The following is a 16506-nucleotide window of genomic DNA, read 5'->3' on the forward strand; positions in this document are numbered from 1 at the left end:
GGTCAGATCATCCCGATGGTCTTGCCGGCATCGATGAATGCGGCGATGGCGGTGTCGATATCGGCCTCGGAAAGCGCTGCCGACATCTGGGTGCGGATGCGAGCCTGGCCCTTGGGCACGACAGGGAAGAAGAAGCCGGCGACATAGACGCCGCGCGCATCGAGCTCGGCGGCGAGCTTCTGGGCCAGCACCGCGTCATGCGTCATGACCGGGATGATCGGCGTCTCGCCGGGAAGCAGCTCGAAGCCGGCCTCGGTCAGGCCCTGGCGGAAACGCTTGGTATGGCCGGAAAGCTTGGCGCGCAGGTCGTCTGCACCTTCAGCGACCTCGATCGCCTTGAGCGAGCCGGCAGCAACGGCAGGCGCCAGGCTGTTTGAGAAGAGGTAGGGCCGCGCACGCTGGCGTAAGAGATCGATCGCGGCTTTTGGGCCGGCGATGAAGCCGCCCATGGCGCCACCCAGCGTCTTGCCGAAGGTGCCGGTGATGATGTCGACGCGGGTGCCCACACCGGTCAGTGTCGGCGTGCCCTTGCCCTTTGCGCCCAGATGGCCGGTGGCATGGCATTCGTCGATCATCACCATGGCGCCGTATTTCTCGGCGAGCGCGCAGATCTCCGGAAGTTTGGCGACATAGCCGTCCATCGAGAAGACACCGTCGGTGACGATCAGCCGGAAGCGCGTGCCCTCGGCAATCGCCTTCTTCAACTCGTCTTCCAGCCCGTCCATGTCCGAGTTCGCATAGCGGTAGCGCTTCGCCTTGGAGAGGCGTACGCCGTCGATGATCGAGGCGTGGTTGAGGCTGTCGGATATGATTGCGTCTTCGGGGCCGAGCAGGGTCTCGAAGATGCCGCCATTGGCGTCGAAACAGGCGGCAAACAGGATCGCATCATCCTTGTCGAGATAACGCGCGATTGCCTGTTCGAGCTGACGGTGAATGTCCTGCGCGCCGCAGATGAAGCGCACCGAGGCCATGCCGAAGCCGTGGCTGTCGATCGCGGCTTTCGCGGCCTGTTCGATCTCGGGATGGTTGGCGAGGCCGAGATAATTGTTGGCGCAGAGATTGATCATCTCGCGCGTGCCCCTGGCGTCGCGCACCTGGATGCGGCCCGATTGCGGGCTGACGATCTCGCGCTCGCGCTTCAGAAGCCCGTCGGCTTCGATGCCCTTAAGTGTTTCGGTGATGTGGTCGAGAAAGCCGGTCTGCATGGGAAATCCCTCGATGCTGAATAATTCCAGCATATCGGAATTTTGCCCTGCGGCAATCGATATTTTGGAATTGCCTTTTCGCCTATCTGTGTAGCACGACCAGCAGGCCCTTGCCGATATCCGTTCCGCCATTGCGGATCGCATGCGGAACATCGGACCGGTAACGGGCGGTTTCGCCTGATCGAATCTGCGTCTTGCTGCCGCCGCTCGAAATCTCGAAACCGTCTGTGAAGGCGGTGAAATGTTCGAAGGCGCCGATCGAATGTGGCTGGCTGACAAGTGCGCCGCCGGGATCCATTTCGAGCTCGTACCATTCGGTCTGGCCGGCGAGCCGGGGCGAGCTCAGGATCTTCAGCCGGCAGGAGCCGTCGGCGCTGCGGATGACGGGCGTATGCATGACCGAGGTCACCTCGATCTCCTCCCGCCCGGCGACCGAGGTGCCGTTGCCGATCAGGTCGGAGAGCTCGATCTCCATCGCCTGGGTGAGGCTCCAGAGCACGGCGAAGGTTGGATTGGCCTCGCCACGCTCGATCTGGCTCAGCATCGACTTGGAGACGCCGGACAGCGTGCCGAGCTGTTCGAGCGTCAGCTTGCGCGCCTTGCGCTCGCGCTTGATGGCCGGGCCGATCTCGGGAGTGTGCTGCTGCATCGGGATATCCTGCGGTCTCGCCGGCGGGTGCCGACCGCCTCTTTTACGCCGACCGGCAGGCGCAACGGAAGAGGGCGGGCATGAAAGCTTGACTCCAATATCTGCGCGTGAAATTCTCAGATAATGGAATCAGAGGATCAATTCGAGAAACATGTCGCCGAAAGGCTGAAGCGCCTGCGCGTCGAGCGGGGGCTGACACTCGACCAGTTGGCGGACCTTTCAGGTGTCAGCCGTGCAATGATCTCGCGCATCGAGCGATCAGAGGCAAGCCCGACGGCAGCGCTTCTGGCGCGGCTCTGCTCGGCGCTCGGTGTTTCGCTGTCTGTCTTCTTTGCCAGCGCTGAAACCGAGCCGTCGCCGCTTGCTCGACGGGTCGATCAGCCGGTCTGGCGCGATCCGGAAAGCGGCTATCTGCGCCGTGCCGTCTCGCCTCAGGGCACAGGCAGCGGCACCGATATCGTTGAGGTCGAGTTTCCGGCCGGTGCCGAGGTGCGCTTTCCCGGGCGCCCGACAGGCCGCAGCCAGACCCAGCATGTCTGGGTCTTTGAGGGCGTGATCGAACTCTTGGTTGGCGACACAGTGCATCGTCTGGAGGCGGGCGACTGCCTGTTCATGAACGTCGGCGACGTGCACGGCTACAAGAACCCGACCGACAAACCCGCCCGCTATGCCGTGGTGATTTCCCTCGGCCCCTGACCATCTCCCACATCCGACGATAGGACTTGACCCCATGCCCACGCCCGACATCCGCCCGCTTTCCAAAGACGATACGCTTGGCGCCTTGCCCGACCTCTGCGAGACGCTTTCCGATTGCGTCGAAGGTGGCGCCTCGCTCGGCTTCATGTCGCCGTTTGCGCCCGCTGATGGTGAAATCTTCTGGCAAGGCGTGGCCGAGGCGGTCGGGCGCGGCGAAGTCCTGCTCTACGGCGCCTTTCTCGGCGATCGTCTGGTCGGCACGGTTCAGGTCGGCTTTGCCTCGAAGCCCAACCAGCCGCACCGCGGGGACCTGATGAAGCTGCTCGTCCATCGCGATGCCCGTGGTCTTGGCCTGTCGAAGGCGCTGATGGCGGCCGCCGAACAGGGGGCCGCGCATGCTGGACGCACGTTGCTGGTGCTCGACACGGCAGCAGGCGAGCTTGCCGAGGCGCTCTATGAAGAGCTCGGCTGGCAGCGTTCAGGCATCATTCCGAACTACGCGCTGTTTCCGGATGGGCGCTACTGCGACACGGTGATCTTCTGGAAAACTGTGGCCTGATAGCATCTCCGTCACATTCTTGTGATTGAGCCCAAAAAACGTCTGAGCTTCGCCCTTTTCAGCGGTCAACGCATCTGCTTATCGTCCATCCGTTTCCATATTTCCGGGGGGTGGACTTCAGATGGTTGCAAAAGCAACTTTGAGAGGGATGGGTTTGGCGCTGGCTGTCGCCGTGGCGGCGCCCGCACTGGCCGCGGACGTGACCTTCTTCATGCGCAACGATCATCCGAATGCCGTCGAGGTCGAACTCTACAGCCAGGATCGCGACCATATCTGGCCTGGCGACAACCAGGTCTTTTATCTCGATGACGGCGAGACCAAGGAGATCCCTCTCTCTTGCGAAGAAGGCGAGACGATCTGCTACGGCGCCTGGATTTCGGGCGACAAGCAGAGCTATTGGGGCGTCGGTCCTGACAATGCCGAGAATTGCGAGAACTGCTGCTATACCTGCACCGGTGGCGAGACCGAGCAGATTAACCTGACCGAGTAACATCGGATCGGCGGGGGCCGAGGGGCGGGGGCGATTTTTTTGGTCGATTGACCAGGAAAATCGCCCCCTTTGCACTTGTGGCTGAGGCCGTGACGAGGCTAATTTTCTCTCCAAAACACCAGAGGGAAAACAACCGACATGCGCGTATTCTATTCCGAAAAGCACAAGCTGCGAGATGCCAAGACCGAGCTGCATGGCGGCTTGCTGGTCAAGCCCTTCGAGGGGCCGTTCCGTGCTGAATGGGTGCTTTCGGGCGTCAAGGAGGCGGGCTTCACCGATGTACGCGCGCCGGCCGAACACGGACTGGAGACCGCGCTCAAGGTACATGACGCCGGCTATCTCGAATTCCTGCGCACCTGCTGGGACCGCTGGCAGGCGCATGGCTTCGAGGGCGAAGCGATCGCCACCTCCTTCCCCTGCCGCCGCAGCCAGACCGGTCGCGTGCCGAAGAACATCGATGGTGCCGTCGGCTACTATACGAATTCGGCGGAAACCTCGATTTCGAAGGGCACCTATGAGGCGGCCATCGCTTCGATGGACGTGGCCCTGTCGGGCGCCGACTGGCTGAACGAAGGCAACCGCTTCGCCTTCTCGCTCTGCCGCCCGCCGGGCCACCATGCCGGCATCGATCTCTTCGGCGGCTATTGCTTCATCAACAACGCTGCGGTCGCCGCCCAGCGGTTGATCGACCACGGCGCCAAGAAAGTCGCGATCCTCGACGTCGACTTCCACCATGGCAATGGTACGCAGGACATCACCTATCGCCGCGGCGACATCTTCTTTGCCTCGCTGCATGGCGAGCCGGAAGACGCCTTCCCCTTCTTCCTCGGTTATGCCGACGAAACCGGTGAGGGCGACGGCGAGGGACTGAACGCCAACTATCCGATGCCATCAGGTACGCCCTTCGAGATCTGGTCCGCAGCCCTCGAAGACAGTCTGAAGAAGATCAAGGCCTATGGCGCGGAAGCGATCGTCGTTTCGCTCGGCGTCGACACCTTCGAGAAGGACCCGATCAGCTTCTTCAAGCTGAAGAGCCCTGATTACATCAAGATGGGCGAGATGATTGCGGCGAGCGGCGTGCCCGTCCTGACCCTCATGGAAGGCGGCTACGGCGTGCCGGAAATCGGCCTCAACGTCGCCAATGTGCTCAAAGGGCTTGAGGGCTGAAGGCGCCTCAATAGGTCTTGGCGACTTCGGTGAAGTGGCGTTTCAGCCGCGCCACGTCGGCCGGGTCGATTTCAATCCCGGTCACGGCGATCCAGGGATCGATATGATGCTGCGGCGCATAGACATGCCCGTAGCCGACCGGGCTCGTCGTCGCGATCATCATGTCGAACAGGAGTTGCAGCATGGTGAGCACGGGATACCAGGTGAGTTCGGGAGAGACATCCGGCCCCCGTGTGCCCGAGAGCCAGGCGGGAGACCGATAGGCCGAACGGGGGTCGAAAAACACCACGGCGTCGCTGGCATATTGCAGGTAGACGATCCGCAGTGCCCCCCATTCGGCATAGGGTGAATTGAGGTCGGACTGCTGATTGGTGAAGCGCACGATCGAGCCGTCGCCGTAGCGGGGCAGCCAGGCAGGCGAGCCCGCTTCCCGTCCCGCGGTGAGTTCGCTCCACATCCTGCTCTGAAACGGCGGCCCGACCCACAATGCGCCATAGAAGGGATCGGCGACGATTTCGAGAAGGTCGACGGAGCTCTGCGAGTTGAGCGCTCCGAGGCTCAAGCCATAGAGCACCAGCCGGGGACGTTCATTGGGCGGCAACTGCTTCCAGTGACGATAGACGGCGCGAAACAACGCCTTGGCCGACTCCGAGCCATATTCCGGCTCGACCAACAGCGAGAGCCAACTGGTCAGATAGGAGTATTGCAGGGCGACGCTTGCGACATCGCCGCGGAGCAGAAAATCGAGCGTGTCTGCCGCCGCAGGGTCGATCCAGCCGGTGCCGGTCGGGGCCTTGATCACCAGCGTCGAGCGTTCGAAACCGCCCTGCCGGATCAGTTCCTCGAGCGCGCGTGCGACGCGCGTCTCGATGTTTTCTCCATTGTTGAGGCCCGCATAGACGCGGATCGGCTCCAGCGCCGGCTCTCCCCAGAATTGCTCGATATCGTCGCGCGTTGGGCCGGACGCGATGTAATGACGACCCTGGCGGCCCAGACCATGCCACTCGAGACGCGAACCCGGTCCGCCGGTCTTTGCCGAGGACGTCGGCGCGGCGAATTCGTCCTCCATCAGATCGTCCAATTGCTGGAAGGAGGAATCGGCAAGCCGGATTGCGCCGCGAAGAACCACGTTTTCGCCGATCGACCAGAAGATGAAGGCGGCGATGACGAAACCGATCGCGGTGGCGAAGCGTGCCGGGAAAATGGTGGCCATGCGTGCCGCCAGCCTCCTGAACAGCATCATGAAAAGACGGGCGATCCATAGCAGGCCAAGGAATAGGGCTGCCGCCACCAGCACCGCCTCGAGATATGACACGTCGAGAGGGGCCATCTGCCAGAGCGCGCGCGCTGATTCCTGCCAGACCGCGGAGCGCCAGAGCGCCACGGCCATTGCGGACACACCAAATGCCGCTATCCAGAAAAGCGCCTTGTCCCGACGCAGCCGGGGTTCGGGCAACTCGAAAAGCCGCCAGACACAGCTCAAGAGAACGCCGAAGAAATAGCCTACAGCTGACGCGATGCCGGACAGCGAGCCCTGCACCAGGGCTTCGCGCGGCATGAGGCTGGGTGTGAGCGATGCACAGAAGAAGGCGATCGCGAGAACGACGCCCGACAGGGAAAGCTTGCCGATCAAGACCCTGACAATGACCGACAGTGCACTGTCTCCCGCTTCATGCAGTTGGAGCCGTTGCGGCTCCTGTTCCGTTCTGCCGCGAGCTTAGTCGTTTTGTCCTGCCTTTTGAAGGGCATGATGCCACCCTGCGGCAAAAGCAGACAAACCCGGCCTGGAAGCCGGGTTTGTCGTTGTCGAACGATGATGCCTTGATCAGAGCGTGCCCTGGCGCTGCTGGATCATCTGGTAGGTATCGAAGCTGTATTCGGCGATCTGAGCCCAGAGATAGGCGTCCTGCTTGAAGGCCTGCTGGCTGTCGAAGAGCTTCTTGAACCACTCATTCTTTGCCGAGAGATCCGTATAGGTTTCCTTCGCCGCCTTGTGGCAGGTGTCGAGGATATCCGACGAGAAGGCGCGCAGCTGTGCGCCGCCGGCGACGAGTTCGCGAAGGGCTGCTGCGTTCGAGGCGTCGTAGCGGGCGAGCATCCGGGCATTGGCCGCAGCGCAGGCGTCCGTCAGGATGCGCTTGTAGTTTTCCGGCAGTCCATTGAACTTGTCGAGGTTGAAGAAGGCATGCACGGTCGGGCCGCCTTCCCACCAGGCCGGGTAGTAGTAGTAAGGCGCGACCTTGTAGAAGCCGAGCTTCAGATCGTCATAGGGACCGACGAATTCGGTGGCGTCGATCGTGCCCTTTTCGAGCGCCGGATAGACGTCCGAGCCGGCGATCTGCTGCGGCGTGACGCCGACCTTGGCCATGATCTCGCCGGCAAGGCCCGCGATCCGCATCTTCAGACCCTTAAGGTCGTCGATCGTCTTGATTTCCTTGCGGTACCAGCCGCCCATCTGGGCGCCGGTATTGCCGGCCGGCAGCGCATAGATCTTGTGGCTTGCGAGGAACTCGTTGAGCAGCTCGTTGCCGCCGCCGGCGGTGAACCACGAATTGGTCATTCGGGCATTGAGACCGAAGGGGATCGCCGTGCCGAGCGCAAAGGCCGGATCCTTGCCGATGTAATAGTAGCAGCAGGTGTGGCCCATCTCGACCGTGTCGGCGGTGACGGCATCGGCAACCTGAAGCGGCGGCACGATCTCGCCGGCAGCGAAGACCTGGATTTCGAACTGTCCGTCGGTGGCCTTCGAGACGCTCTCGGCGATGTCGGTGGCGGCCCCGAAGATGATGTCGAGGCTCTTCGGGAAGGACGAGGCGAGGCGCCAGGTGATCTTCGGATTTTCCTGGGCAATCGCGGGGGCGGCAAGCGCGGCGGCACCGATGCCGGCGACACTGGCCTGCTTGAAAAATTGACGGCGGTTCATGATCTCTTGCCTCTGATAATACGCACTCCTCCAGCTCCCGCGGTGGGTCTAGTCGGGCATGACGGTCAGTGCAAGATCAAAAGCTCAGGAAATTGTCCGGCAACCCGACCAAATTTGCGTTTTCTTTCGTGGGGATAGTGTTCCGCGCAAGGAACTGTCAGGACGGGTTGCGCATCCGCGGGTCGTCGAAGGCTGGATTGTAGAAGAGGGACAGCACCAGGCTCTTGGCGATCCGCTCGGCGCTGGCCATGAACCAGCCATGGGCTTCTTCCGAGGCACCGATTTCGACGAGGGTGTCGGAGAAGAGCTGCAGCCATTGTAGGAAAAGGTGTTCCGCCATGCCGTCGACATTCTGGTGAGCCATCACCGGCTTGCCGCCATAGGCGCCTGTCTTGAAGGCGACGGAGCTCCAGAAGGCCTTCATCTTGACCATATGGTCCGGCCAGCGTCCGGCAAGTCGCCCTTCAAAGACAGGACCGAGATCCGGATGCTGGCGAATATGGCCGTAGAAGGTTTCCACCAGTTGCTCGATGAAGGCCGCATCGACACCCATCGCCGCCATCTGGGCTTCGGCGCGGGCGGTAATCTCGGCGCGGTGTGCGGCACGGCCGTTGAGATCCGTGTTCATGGTGTCTCTCGTTGCTGATGTCTGTCGCGAGGCTGATGCACCTCGTCATGCAAATGGTCCATGCGGCATCTTGATACAAGTCGAAATCTGCCCTAAGTTTAGAATTATTCTAATTTGGTTGGTGGTCGTTATGTTCAGCATTTCATTCCGGGGCGGCAAGCGCCCCTTCGACACACTCTCCGAACAGGAGATCCTAGCGCTTGCCATTTCCTCCGAAGAGGACGACGCCCGCATCTACCTGGCTTACGCCGACCAGTTGCGAGCGGCCTATCCGCAATCTGCCAAGGTTTTCGAGGACATGGCCGAGGTCGAGCATACCCACCGCAACATGCTGATCGAGATGCATCGGGACCGTTTCGGCGAGCGCATCCCGCTGATCCGGCGCGAACATGTGCGCGGCTTCTATGATCGTAAACCGGACTGGCTCAGGAAGAACCTGACGCTGGACCAGGTCCGCGAAGAGGCCATGCAGATGGAAGAGGGGGCCTATCGCTTCTATCACGAGGCCGCCCAGCACACTTCCGACGCCGGCATCCGGAAGCTGCTCGGCGATCTCGCCATGGCCGAACAGGGCCATGAAGAAATCGCGACCATGCTCGGCGACCGGCATCTGCCGGAGGATGCACGCGAGACGGAAGATGAAACGAAGAAGCGCCAGTTCATTCTGACCTATGTACAGCCCGGCCTCGCAGGCCTGATGGACGGCTCGGTCTCGACGCTGGCGCCGATCTTTGCGGCCGCCTTTGCGACCGGCGACACCTGGTCGACCTTCCTGATCGGCCTGTCTGCCTCGGTCGGTGCGGGCATTTCGATGGGCTTCACCGAAGCCGCCCACGACGACGGCAAGCTCTCGGGCCGCGGCTCGCCGCTCAAGCGTGGCCTCGCCTCCGGCATCATGACGACGCTCGGCGGGCTCGGCCACGCATTGCCCTATCTCATCCCGCATTTCTGGACCGCGACGATCACCGCCATCGTCATCGTCTTCTTCGAGCTCTGGGCGATCGCCTTCATCCAGAACCGCTACATGGAAACGCCGTTCTGGCGCGCCGCCATGCAGGTGGTGCTCGGCGGCTCGCTGGTGCTGGCGGCCGGGGTGCTGATCGGTCAGGGGTAGGCGGCAAGGGCGAGGCTTGACGGAGGCTCGTCCGGCGCTGTCATCTGACGATCATCGAATCGCAGTATGGCGCACCCATGAAAGCCTCTCCCGCCACCATTGGTCTGGGCGTTACCATGACCATCGGTTACGGCACGCTCTATTATTCCTTCTCCGTGCTGGCGCCTGAAATCGCGCGCGAATTCGGCTGGGGCCAGAGCTTCGTCTTCGGCGTCTTCTCTTTCGGATTGCTTGCAGGCGCGGTGGCAGCCCCCGTGCTCGGGCGCTTGGTCGATCGATACGGTGCACGCCTCATCCTTTGTCTCGGTTCCGTCGCAGCAGCACTTTCGCTCGCGCTGTTTTCGGTGATGCAGAACGCCTGGCAGTTTGCGGCGATCACGCTCGTCGCCGAATTCATCGCGCTTGCGGTACAATACGATGCGGGCTTTGCAGCACTCGCTCAGAGCCATGGCCGCGAGGCGCGCGCACATATCACGCTGGTGACGCTGATCGCGGGCTTTGCCTCCACCGTTTTCTGGCCGCTCCTGCAATGGCTGCTCACCGTCATGACCTGGCGCGACATCTACCTGGTGATGGCCGCGATGAACCTCCTGATCGCGCTGCCGATCCATCTGGCCCTGCCAAGGGCACGGATGATCGAGCCGGAGTCGACCGTCCGTGAAGAGCAATCGATCGGTGAGCCTGTTCTCGACGGCGAGCGCAAACGCCGGATGATCCTCATGGCGACGGCCTTTGCCGCCGGAGGTTTCGTCATGTCGGCGGTGGGGGCGACGCTTCTCGTGCTGATGCGCGACCTCGGCTATGCCACGGCAATGGCAACGCTTGCCGGCAGTCTGATCGGTCCAAGCCAGGTGGCTGCCAGACTGATCGAATATGTCAGGCGCAACCTCTTCTCGCCGCCGCTGACCGCGATTATTGCGGCATTGGCCATGGCGCTGAGCCTTGCGATCCTTGCGGGCGCACTGCTCCAGCCGATGGCGGCCTTCGCCATCGCCTTTGCGATCTTCTACGGGGTAGGGCAGGGGCTCACCTCGATCGTCCGCGGCGTCCTGCCGCTGCACTACTTCGGCGCTGCGGGCTATGGGCGGACCATGGGCACACTGGCATCGGCCCGCATCATCGCTTCGGCGATTGCGCCTGTGTCGGTGATCTGGCTGAACGAGACGGTGAGCACCAGTGTCGCGCTGGCAGCATTGGCCGGCATGGCCTGCCTTGCCGTGATCGCGACCCTCGCGCTGACGCGCGAGAGACGAAGCTGACCGATTTTACTGCAGCGCGCCGACCAGAACGTCGGAGGTGCCGTTCTCGATGGTGACCCAGCGGCCGGTGTCGGTCGAGGACTGGCGCTTGAGGAAGGCATAGCGGGTCTCGGTCCAGAGCTTGACGTCGTCGTTGAGGTTGTCGAGCACGAAGTCACCGGACTGGGTGCGAACCGTCAGCACCGCATGGCCTTCGCCATCCGGTTTGCGCACAACGGTGATCAGGAGATCGGCTGCATTGAAGCCGGCTTCCATCAGCTTCTTGCGCTTCAACAGCACGAAATCCTCGCAATCGCCGAGATCGACCGGATAGGCCCAGACTTCCTCGCGGCCGTAGATCTCCATATCCGTCATGGGGACAATGGCGTGATTGACGCTGGCATTGATGTCGCGGATGACGCTCCAGCCGTGATCGGTGACCTTAGGTGGCACCGAAGGGCGGGTCCGGATGCTGCATTCATCGGGCAGGGCCTTGCAGAATTCGTAATGGCCAATGGGCTGGGATGTCACGGCGCCGGTGATCATCGATCGCAATGTCTGCGGTGCCGAAAGACCCGCATGGGCAGGTGCGAGCACCGCAACTGCAATGATCAGCGCCTTGATGGCGCGCGAGCCGTTCGTCATGAACACGTCCCCTGTATCCTTAACAAAAGGTTAAGATTGCGAAAGGACGTGAGTCAACGGCGCGGGAGGCTCTCTCCCGCGCAATTCATCCGGTATGGTTAAAATGCGACAGTTCGAACGGCCGAAATGAGAATCGGTTCCCAAGATCGAGAAAAAATAAAGGGATCGAAATACTCAGATCATTGAAAGTATCGCCGATTTCATCTTGGCGATGTCTTCTGGGCGGGAAAGCCGATGGTCGCCATCGCGAATCAGCGTCAGCACCACGTCGTCGAGCGGCAGGAATTCCATCAGCTTCAGGGCGTGCTGATATGGCACATCCGGGTCCTTCATACCCTGCAGGATATGGACCGGGCAACCGGTCTCGATAAGCCCGATCAGCACCCGGTTCTGGGCTCCGTCATCCATCAGGGCGCGGGTAAAGATGTTGGGCTCCGAACTATACTCGGATGGTTCTTCAAAATAGCCGCGCTCGGCCAGGGATTGCCGCTCTGCCGCAGTCAGGCCGGGCTCGATGAGTTCCGCTGTGAAGTCGGGTGCCGGCGCAATCAGCACGAGGCCGTCGATCGAGAAGGGCAGGCCAAGGCGCCTGGCCTCCTGGATGACGCGAAGTGCAATCCATCCGCCCATGGAGGAGCCGATCAGCACGGCCTTCTTCACGCCCGACGAAGCAAGAACGGCAAGCGCTTCCTCGGTCCAGCGCGAAATGGTTCCCAAGCGGAAATCGCCGCCGGATACCCCGTGGCCGGAATAGTCGAAGCGGATGGCGGTGAGCCCCTGATCTCGGGCGAGAGCGTCCATCTCGATTGCCTTGGTGCCGGCCATATCGGAGCGGTAGCCGCCGAGCCAGACCAGGGCCGGCCGTTCCGGGCCGGTTCCGATGCGGGTGATGACCGCAATGTCGCGGGCTGCATCGCCGGAACCGACGGTCAGTGTCGTCTGTCTGAGGATGTTGGCTGTGTCGGTCATCGCGTGCTCCTTTTGTCGAATGCTGTAAAACACATCCAGGAAGTGCGCGACAACAGGTGATTTTCTTTCGCAAGCATGCTATTGACACTGCCGTCGCAGATATCACATAGCCCTTTGACGCGGATGCGCGCGGGTTTACGCTGCGACATTCCGAAATGTTTTGAGGAGAATACGACCATTCGCAGACCGTTCAAGACCGATGCCCCCGTAAAGGACGGGCCGCGCTCCAACCGTGAAATCCGCATTCCGAAAGTCCAGCTGATCAACGAAGAGGGCGAGAACCTCGGAGTCATCGCGACGGATCAGGCGTTGCGCATGGCTGAAGAGGCCGGACTGGATCTGGTCGAGATTTCGCCGAATGCCGAGCCTCCGGTCTGCAAGATCCTCGACCTGGGCAAGCTGAAATACGCCAACCAGAAGAAGGCGGCCGAAGCGCGCAAGAAGCAGAAGATCGTCGAGGTCAAAGAAATCAAGATGCGCCCGAACATCGACACCCACGACTATGAGGTGAAGATGAAGGCGATGAACCGCTTCTTCGAAGAGGGCGACAAGGTCAAGGTGACCCTGAAATTCCGTGGCCGCGAAATGGCCCACCAGGAACTTGGCATGAAGCTTTTGCTTCAGGTCAAGGAAGACACCGCCACGATCGCCAAGGTGGAAGCCGAGCCGAAGCTCGAAGGCCGCCAGATGATGATGGTGCTCTCGCCGCGTTGAGTGCTGCCACATGGCAGGACCTGATGAAGCCGCCTTACGGGGCGGCTTTTTTCATGCGTGGTTTTTGCCGGTTCCTTGTCTGACAGAACGCTGATCGTCACAGCGGCCGCTCTGTCAGGAGAGTTGATGCATGCTCCCTCCATCGAAAGCGATTGCAAACCTGGAGGAATTCCCGATGACCCGCTTTTTGCGCCGGACCTTGCTGGTCTCGACGACCACACTGGCCGCACTCACCCTGATCCCTGCGATCGCCTCGTTCGCGCCCTCGCCCCTCGCCTCCCTCGTCGTCAGCCAGGCCGAAGCGCGTGGCGGTGATGATGATGGCGGCAGTGATGACAGCGGTGGCGGTAGCGATGACAGTGGTAGCGACGACAGCGGCCGCGGTGATAGCGGCAGGGACGATAGTGGCCGCGACAGTTCCGATGACAACGACGACAGCTCTGACGACAGCTCGGGCCGCGACCGTGATCGGGACCGCGACCGCGATCGCAACCGTAGCGGCGATGACGATGACGATGATGGCTACGACGACAGCGATGATCGTTTTGATGACAGCGCCGACGACGGCAGCCGCCGGAGCGGCAATCGCGATCGCGACGAGATCCGCCTGATCGTCAACAACACCCAGCTGCAGGGCCTGCTCAGCGGCTCCATGATACCCGTCGATCAGAATGGCAAGCGTTTGCGCTTCGAGGTCGAAGAGGAGCATGGCAACACGGAAATCAAGCTTCGGGCCCCACGCGGCACGCTGTCTGGCGTGACCGTGGTCCCCGCAATCTGATCAGTTCGAAGCGGTGAAGCCCGAGCCGCCGCGGGCACCCTCTCACCGTTTCGCCCCGCCCGGCCCCCACCGGGCGGGGATAGCTTTTCTCCTGTTGGCGCAAGTCTTGGCCCGCGCTACTCTCCGGAAAACCCGAACAGAGCCTGTATGGATCGTCGTCTTTTCATTTTTGCCCTTCTGAGCATCGGCTTGGCCTGCGCCATCCCGACGTCATCGGCATGGGCAAAGGACGGAGGGGATGATGGTGGTAGCGATGGCGGCGGTGATCGCGGCGGCGACAGTAGCGGAAGCGGCAGCGGCGGAGGATCCGATTCCGACGATGACGACGATGATGATGACAGCGGCAAGGACGACGATAAGGACGACGACAAGGGTGGCCAGGAGGACCGCAGCGGCTCGGGACGTGGCTCTGAAGAGGACGACAAGGACAATGACGATGACGATGACGACGACCGATCCGGTAGCTCCAGGCGCGAGCGCGACCAGAAAGAGGCGCGCGAAGCCGTCAAGCGTGGAGAAATCCTGCCGCTGCGCGAAATTCTGAAGCGGGTCGACGAGCAGGGCGGTGGACGGGTGATCGCCGTCGATCTCGACATGCAGGCGCGAAAGCCCTTCTACACACTGAAGGTGCAGAGCGGTTCGAGTGTCAGAACACTCAAGTTCGAGGCGGCGACCGGCCGCAAACTCAATATCTTTGGATGGTGACACATGCGCATTCTGCTCGCGGAGGACGACCAGACCATTGCGGACCATACACGCTCGAAGTTGGAGGCGGAGGGCTTCATCATCGAGCATTTCAACAATGGACCCGATGTCTGGGCCGAGGGCGAAACGGGCGACTATCAGGCGATCATCCTCGATCTTGGTCTGCCCGGCATGGATGGTCTGTCCATCCTCAAGCGATGGCGCGGAGCCGGTGTCGAGGTTCCGATCCTGGTCCTGACCGCACGCGGCTCCTGGATGGAACGGGTCGACGGCTTCGATGCTGGCGCTGACGACTATCTCCCCAAGCCATTCCGTAGCGAGGAACTCATCGCTCGTCTGAAAGCTCTGTTGAGAAGGGTTCATGGCCGCGCAAAGGCGACTGCATCAGCCGGAGGTTTCGTGCTCGACGATACCTCCCGTCGCGTGACCTTCGAGAGCCGGCCGATTGAGCTTACGCCGCTCGAATACCGGCTGCTTTCCATGCTGATCGCCGAGCCGCACAAGGTCTTCGATCCGATCGAGATTGCTCGCCAGGTTCAGGGGCGGGACGACGAGCAGGCGAAGAATGCCGTTGAGGCAATGATCGCGCGCATCCGCCGCAAGACCCATCCGTCTGCGATCGCGACCCGCCGGGGTTTCGGCTACACGCTCTCAGGCGAGGAGGCATGACCCAGTCGCTGCGCCTGCGTCTCTTCATCGGCGCCGTTCTTGCGATTGCCTTCGTTCTGCTCCTCGTCGCCTCAGGTCTGAGCCGGATCTTCTCCAACTATGTCGCCGACCGCTATCGCGCCGACATGTCGGCGATTATCGATCAGCTGGCGGCCGGCGTCGAATTTCCCGGCGGCATCGCGCGCATGACAGACGAACCAAGCGATCCGCGCTTCGAGTTGCCGGGTAGTGGCCTCTACTGGGAAGTGATCGCCGGAAGCGGCCAGGTCTTCCGTTCGCGCTCGCTCTGGGATGTCGAGCTTCTGCCGGAGGCCCTGATCGACGGCACATACGGTTTCCAGCAGGGGGAGGGGCCGGATGGCGCGCCGCTTCTGGTCCAGCTGCGCGAGGTTGAGCTTGAAACGCCGGAGGGCAACCGCCCCCTGATGCTGCTTGCCGGTTTCGACCGCAAGATGATCGATGATGCCATCTCTGAATTCCATGGCGCCATGACAATCATGCTGGTGTTGACGGCTGCGGTCCTGCTCGCCGCGGCCTTCCTGCAAATCGGCATTGGTCTTGCACCCCTGTCGCGGCTGCAGAAGGGGCTCTCCCTCGTGCGCTTCGGACGGACCGACCAATTGCCCGATGCCGGGCCTACCGAACTTCGTCCGCTGGTCACGGAGCTCAACGGTCTCCTGAAGGAGAGGGAAACGGCCGTCGAACGCGCCCGTGCGAGAGCAAGCGACCTTGCCCATGGCCTCAAGACGCCGCTCACGGTTCTCTTGCAGCTCGCAGACAATCTGCCCGATCGAGAGCGCAGCATGATCCGCCAGCAGGTCGATCTGATCCGGCAGCGCTCCGACAGGCAACTGCAATCTGCAAGGCTCGGCGTCGAGCAGATGGCGCAAACGGGCCTGGCGTCGCTCACCGGAAAGCTCATCTCGGTTCTGGCCCCCGTCACGGCCGTGCGTGATGTCGCCTGGAAGGTCGGTGTCGATGATCAGCTGACCGTCGACATGGATCCGGCCGACTTGGCAGAGGCTCTCGGTAACGTGCTCGACAACGCCACACACTTTGCCAGGACCGAGATCGTTGTGGTCGCCGAGCGCGACGGCAAATACATCCGGCTCGACGTTGAGGATGACGGTCCGGGTGTCGCCGAGGCGGCCCTTCCGGAGATCGCCGCCCGTGGCGTGCATCTGGTCGAGGGCGAGGGCACGGGGCTCGGGTTGGCGATCACCTCGGATATTCTCAGCGCCTATGGCGGTGCGATCGCCTTTTCGCGTGGTGGAACGGGTGGCCTCAGGGTGAGCTTGCTGTTACCGGCAGGCCTGTAGACGAAGATTCCGGCCGCCACCCGTTGCGCTTTTCC

At 62.0% G+C, this 16506-nt stretch carries 18 protein-coding genes; 11 read left to right on the plus strand and 7 right to left on the minus strand.

What is annotated here, in order from left to right:
• Positions 1-2: 2 nt before the first annotated feature.
• Both BW978_RS01295 and BW978_RS01300 read right to left on the minus strand, forming a co-directional pair.
• Positions 3-1205 (minus strand): glycine C-acetyltransferase, encoded by a 1203-nt coding sequence (locus BW978_RS01295; RefSeq protein ID WP_076391510.1) that lies wholly within the window; start codon positions 1203-1205, stop codon positions 3-5.
• 82 nt (positions 1206-1287) lie between these two features.
• Entirely contained in the window at positions 1288-1854 is a 567-nt protein-coding gene (locus tag BW978_RS01300) for an XRE family transcriptional regulator (RefSeq protein ID WP_076391513.1), read from the minus strand.
• 120 nt (positions 1855-1974) lie between these two features.
• Here BW978_RS01300 and BW978_RS01305 point away from each other — a divergent pair, with 120 nt between their 5' ends.
• The 4 genes from BW978_RS01305 (at position 1975) to BW978_RS01320 (ending at position 4766) form a co-directional block, all read left to right on the plus strand.
• Positions 1975-2550, plus strand: a complete 576-nt coding sequence (locus BW978_RS01305; RefSeq protein WP_175616851.1) for a helix-turn-helix domain-containing protein — start codon at positions 1975-1977, stop codon at positions 2548-2550.
• A 34-nt stretch (positions 2551-2584) separates the two neighbouring features.
• The gene (locus tag BW978_RS01310; RefSeq protein ID WP_076391517.1) at positions 2585-3109 is read left to right on the plus strand and encodes a GNAT family N-acetyltransferase; all 525 of its coding nucleotides are present in this window, start codon (positions 2585-2587) and stop codon (positions 3107-3109) included.
• Between the two features lie 148 nt (positions 3110-3257).
• Positions 3258-3599, plus strand: a complete 342-nt coding sequence (locus tag BW978_RS01315) for a hypothetical protein (protein ID WP_076391519.1) — start codon at positions 3258-3260, stop codon at positions 3597-3599.
• A gap of 138 nt (positions 3600-3737) precedes the next feature.
• The gene (locus BW978_RS01320) at positions 3738-4766 is read left to right on the plus strand and encodes a histone deacetylase family protein (RefSeq protein WP_076391521.1); all 1029 of its coding nucleotides are present in this window, start codon (positions 3738-3740) and stop codon (positions 4764-4766) included.
• 7 nt (positions 4767-4773) lie between these two features.
• Here BW978_RS01320 and BW978_RS01325 read toward each other — a convergent pair whose 3' ends face one another.
• The 3 genes from BW978_RS01325 to BW978_RS01335 form a co-directional block, all read right to left on the minus strand.
• On the minus strand, positions 4774-6399 hold the full coding sequence (locus BW978_RS01325) for an alpha/beta hydrolase (protein WP_244551863.1): 1626 nt from the start codon (positions 6397-6399) through the stop codon (positions 4774-4776).
• A gap of 192 nt (positions 6400-6591) precedes the next feature.
• Entirely contained in the window at positions 6592-7689 is a 1098-nt protein-coding gene (locus tag BW978_RS01330; RefSeq protein WP_076391525.1) for a TRAP transporter substrate-binding protein, read from the minus strand.
• A gap of 157 nt (positions 7690-7846) precedes the next feature.
• Positions 7847-8317, minus strand: coding sequence for a group III truncated hemoglobin (locus BW978_RS01335; RefSeq protein WP_076391527.1), 471 nt, complete (start codon positions 8315-8317; stop codon positions 7847-7849).
• A 130-nt stretch (positions 8318-8447) separates the two neighbouring features.
• Here BW978_RS01335 and mbfA point away from each other — a divergent pair, with 130 nt between their 5' ends.
• Together mbfA and BW978_RS01345 are read left to right on the plus strand one after the other, a co-directional pair.
• Positions 8448-9431 (plus strand): iron exporter MbfA, encoded by a 984-nt coding sequence (gene mbfA / locus BW978_RS01340; protein WP_076391529.1) that lies wholly within the window; start codon positions 8448-8450, stop codon positions 9429-9431.
• A gap of 77 nt (positions 9432-9508) precedes the next feature.
• Positions 9509-10690: an MFS transporter gene (locus BW978_RS01345; RefSeq protein ID WP_083697461.1), complete on the plus strand. Its 1182-nt coding sequence runs from the start codon at positions 9509-9511 to the stop codon at positions 10688-10690.
• A 6-nt stretch (positions 10691-10696) separates the two neighbouring features.
• Here the strand turns inward: BW978_RS01345 and BW978_RS01350 are convergent, their stop codons facing one another.
• Entirely contained in the window at positions 10697-11314 is a 618-nt protein-coding gene (locus BW978_RS01350; protein ID WP_076391533.1) for a transglutaminase-like cysteine peptidase, read from the minus strand.
• 174 nt (positions 11315-11488) lie between these two features.
• Entirely contained in the window at positions 11489-12283 is a 795-nt protein-coding gene (locus tag BW978_RS01355; protein ID WP_076391535.1) for an alpha/beta hydrolase, read from the minus strand.
• Positions 12284-12460: 177 nt separating this feature from the next.
• On the opposite strand from BW978_RS01355, the gene infC reads away from it, so the two are divergent.
• From infC to BW978_RS01380, 5 genes are all read left to right on the plus strand, one after another.
• Positions 12461-12997 (plus strand): translation initiation factor IF-3, encoded by a 537-nt coding sequence (infC, locus tag BW978_RS01360; RefSeq protein WP_040299623.1) that lies wholly within the window; start codon positions 12461-12463, stop codon positions 12995-12997.
• Positions 12998-13172: 175 nt separating this feature from the next.
• Entirely contained in the window at positions 13173-13778 is a 606-nt protein-coding gene (locus BW978_RS01365) for a hypothetical protein (protein ID WP_244551864.1), read from the plus strand.
• A 147-nt stretch (positions 13779-13925) separates the two neighbouring features.
• A complete protein-coding gene (locus tag BW978_RS01370; protein ID WP_076391539.1) occupies positions 13926-14483 on the plus strand; it encodes a PepSY domain-containing protein in 558 nt (185 codons plus the stop codon).
• Between the two features lie 3 nt (positions 14484-14486).
• A complete protein-coding gene (locus tag BW978_RS01375) occupies positions 14487-15152 on the plus strand; it encodes a response regulator transcription factor (RefSeq protein WP_054151413.1) in 666 nt (221 codons plus the stop codon).
• Positions 15149-16471 (plus strand): sensor histidine kinase, encoded by a 1323-nt coding sequence (locus BW978_RS01380; RefSeq protein ID WP_076391541.1) that lies wholly within the window; start codon positions 15149-15151, stop codon positions 16469-16471. Before BW978_RS01375 ends, BW978_RS01380 begins: the two co-directional genes overlap by 4 nt.
• Positions 16472-16506 lie beyond the last annotated feature (35 nt).

Origin of the sequence: Rhizobium sp. RU33A, from assembly GCF_900156055.1 — a bacterium.
Classification (GTDB): Bacteria; Pseudomonadota; Alphaproteobacteria; order Rhizobiales; family Rhizobiaceae; genus Allorhizobium.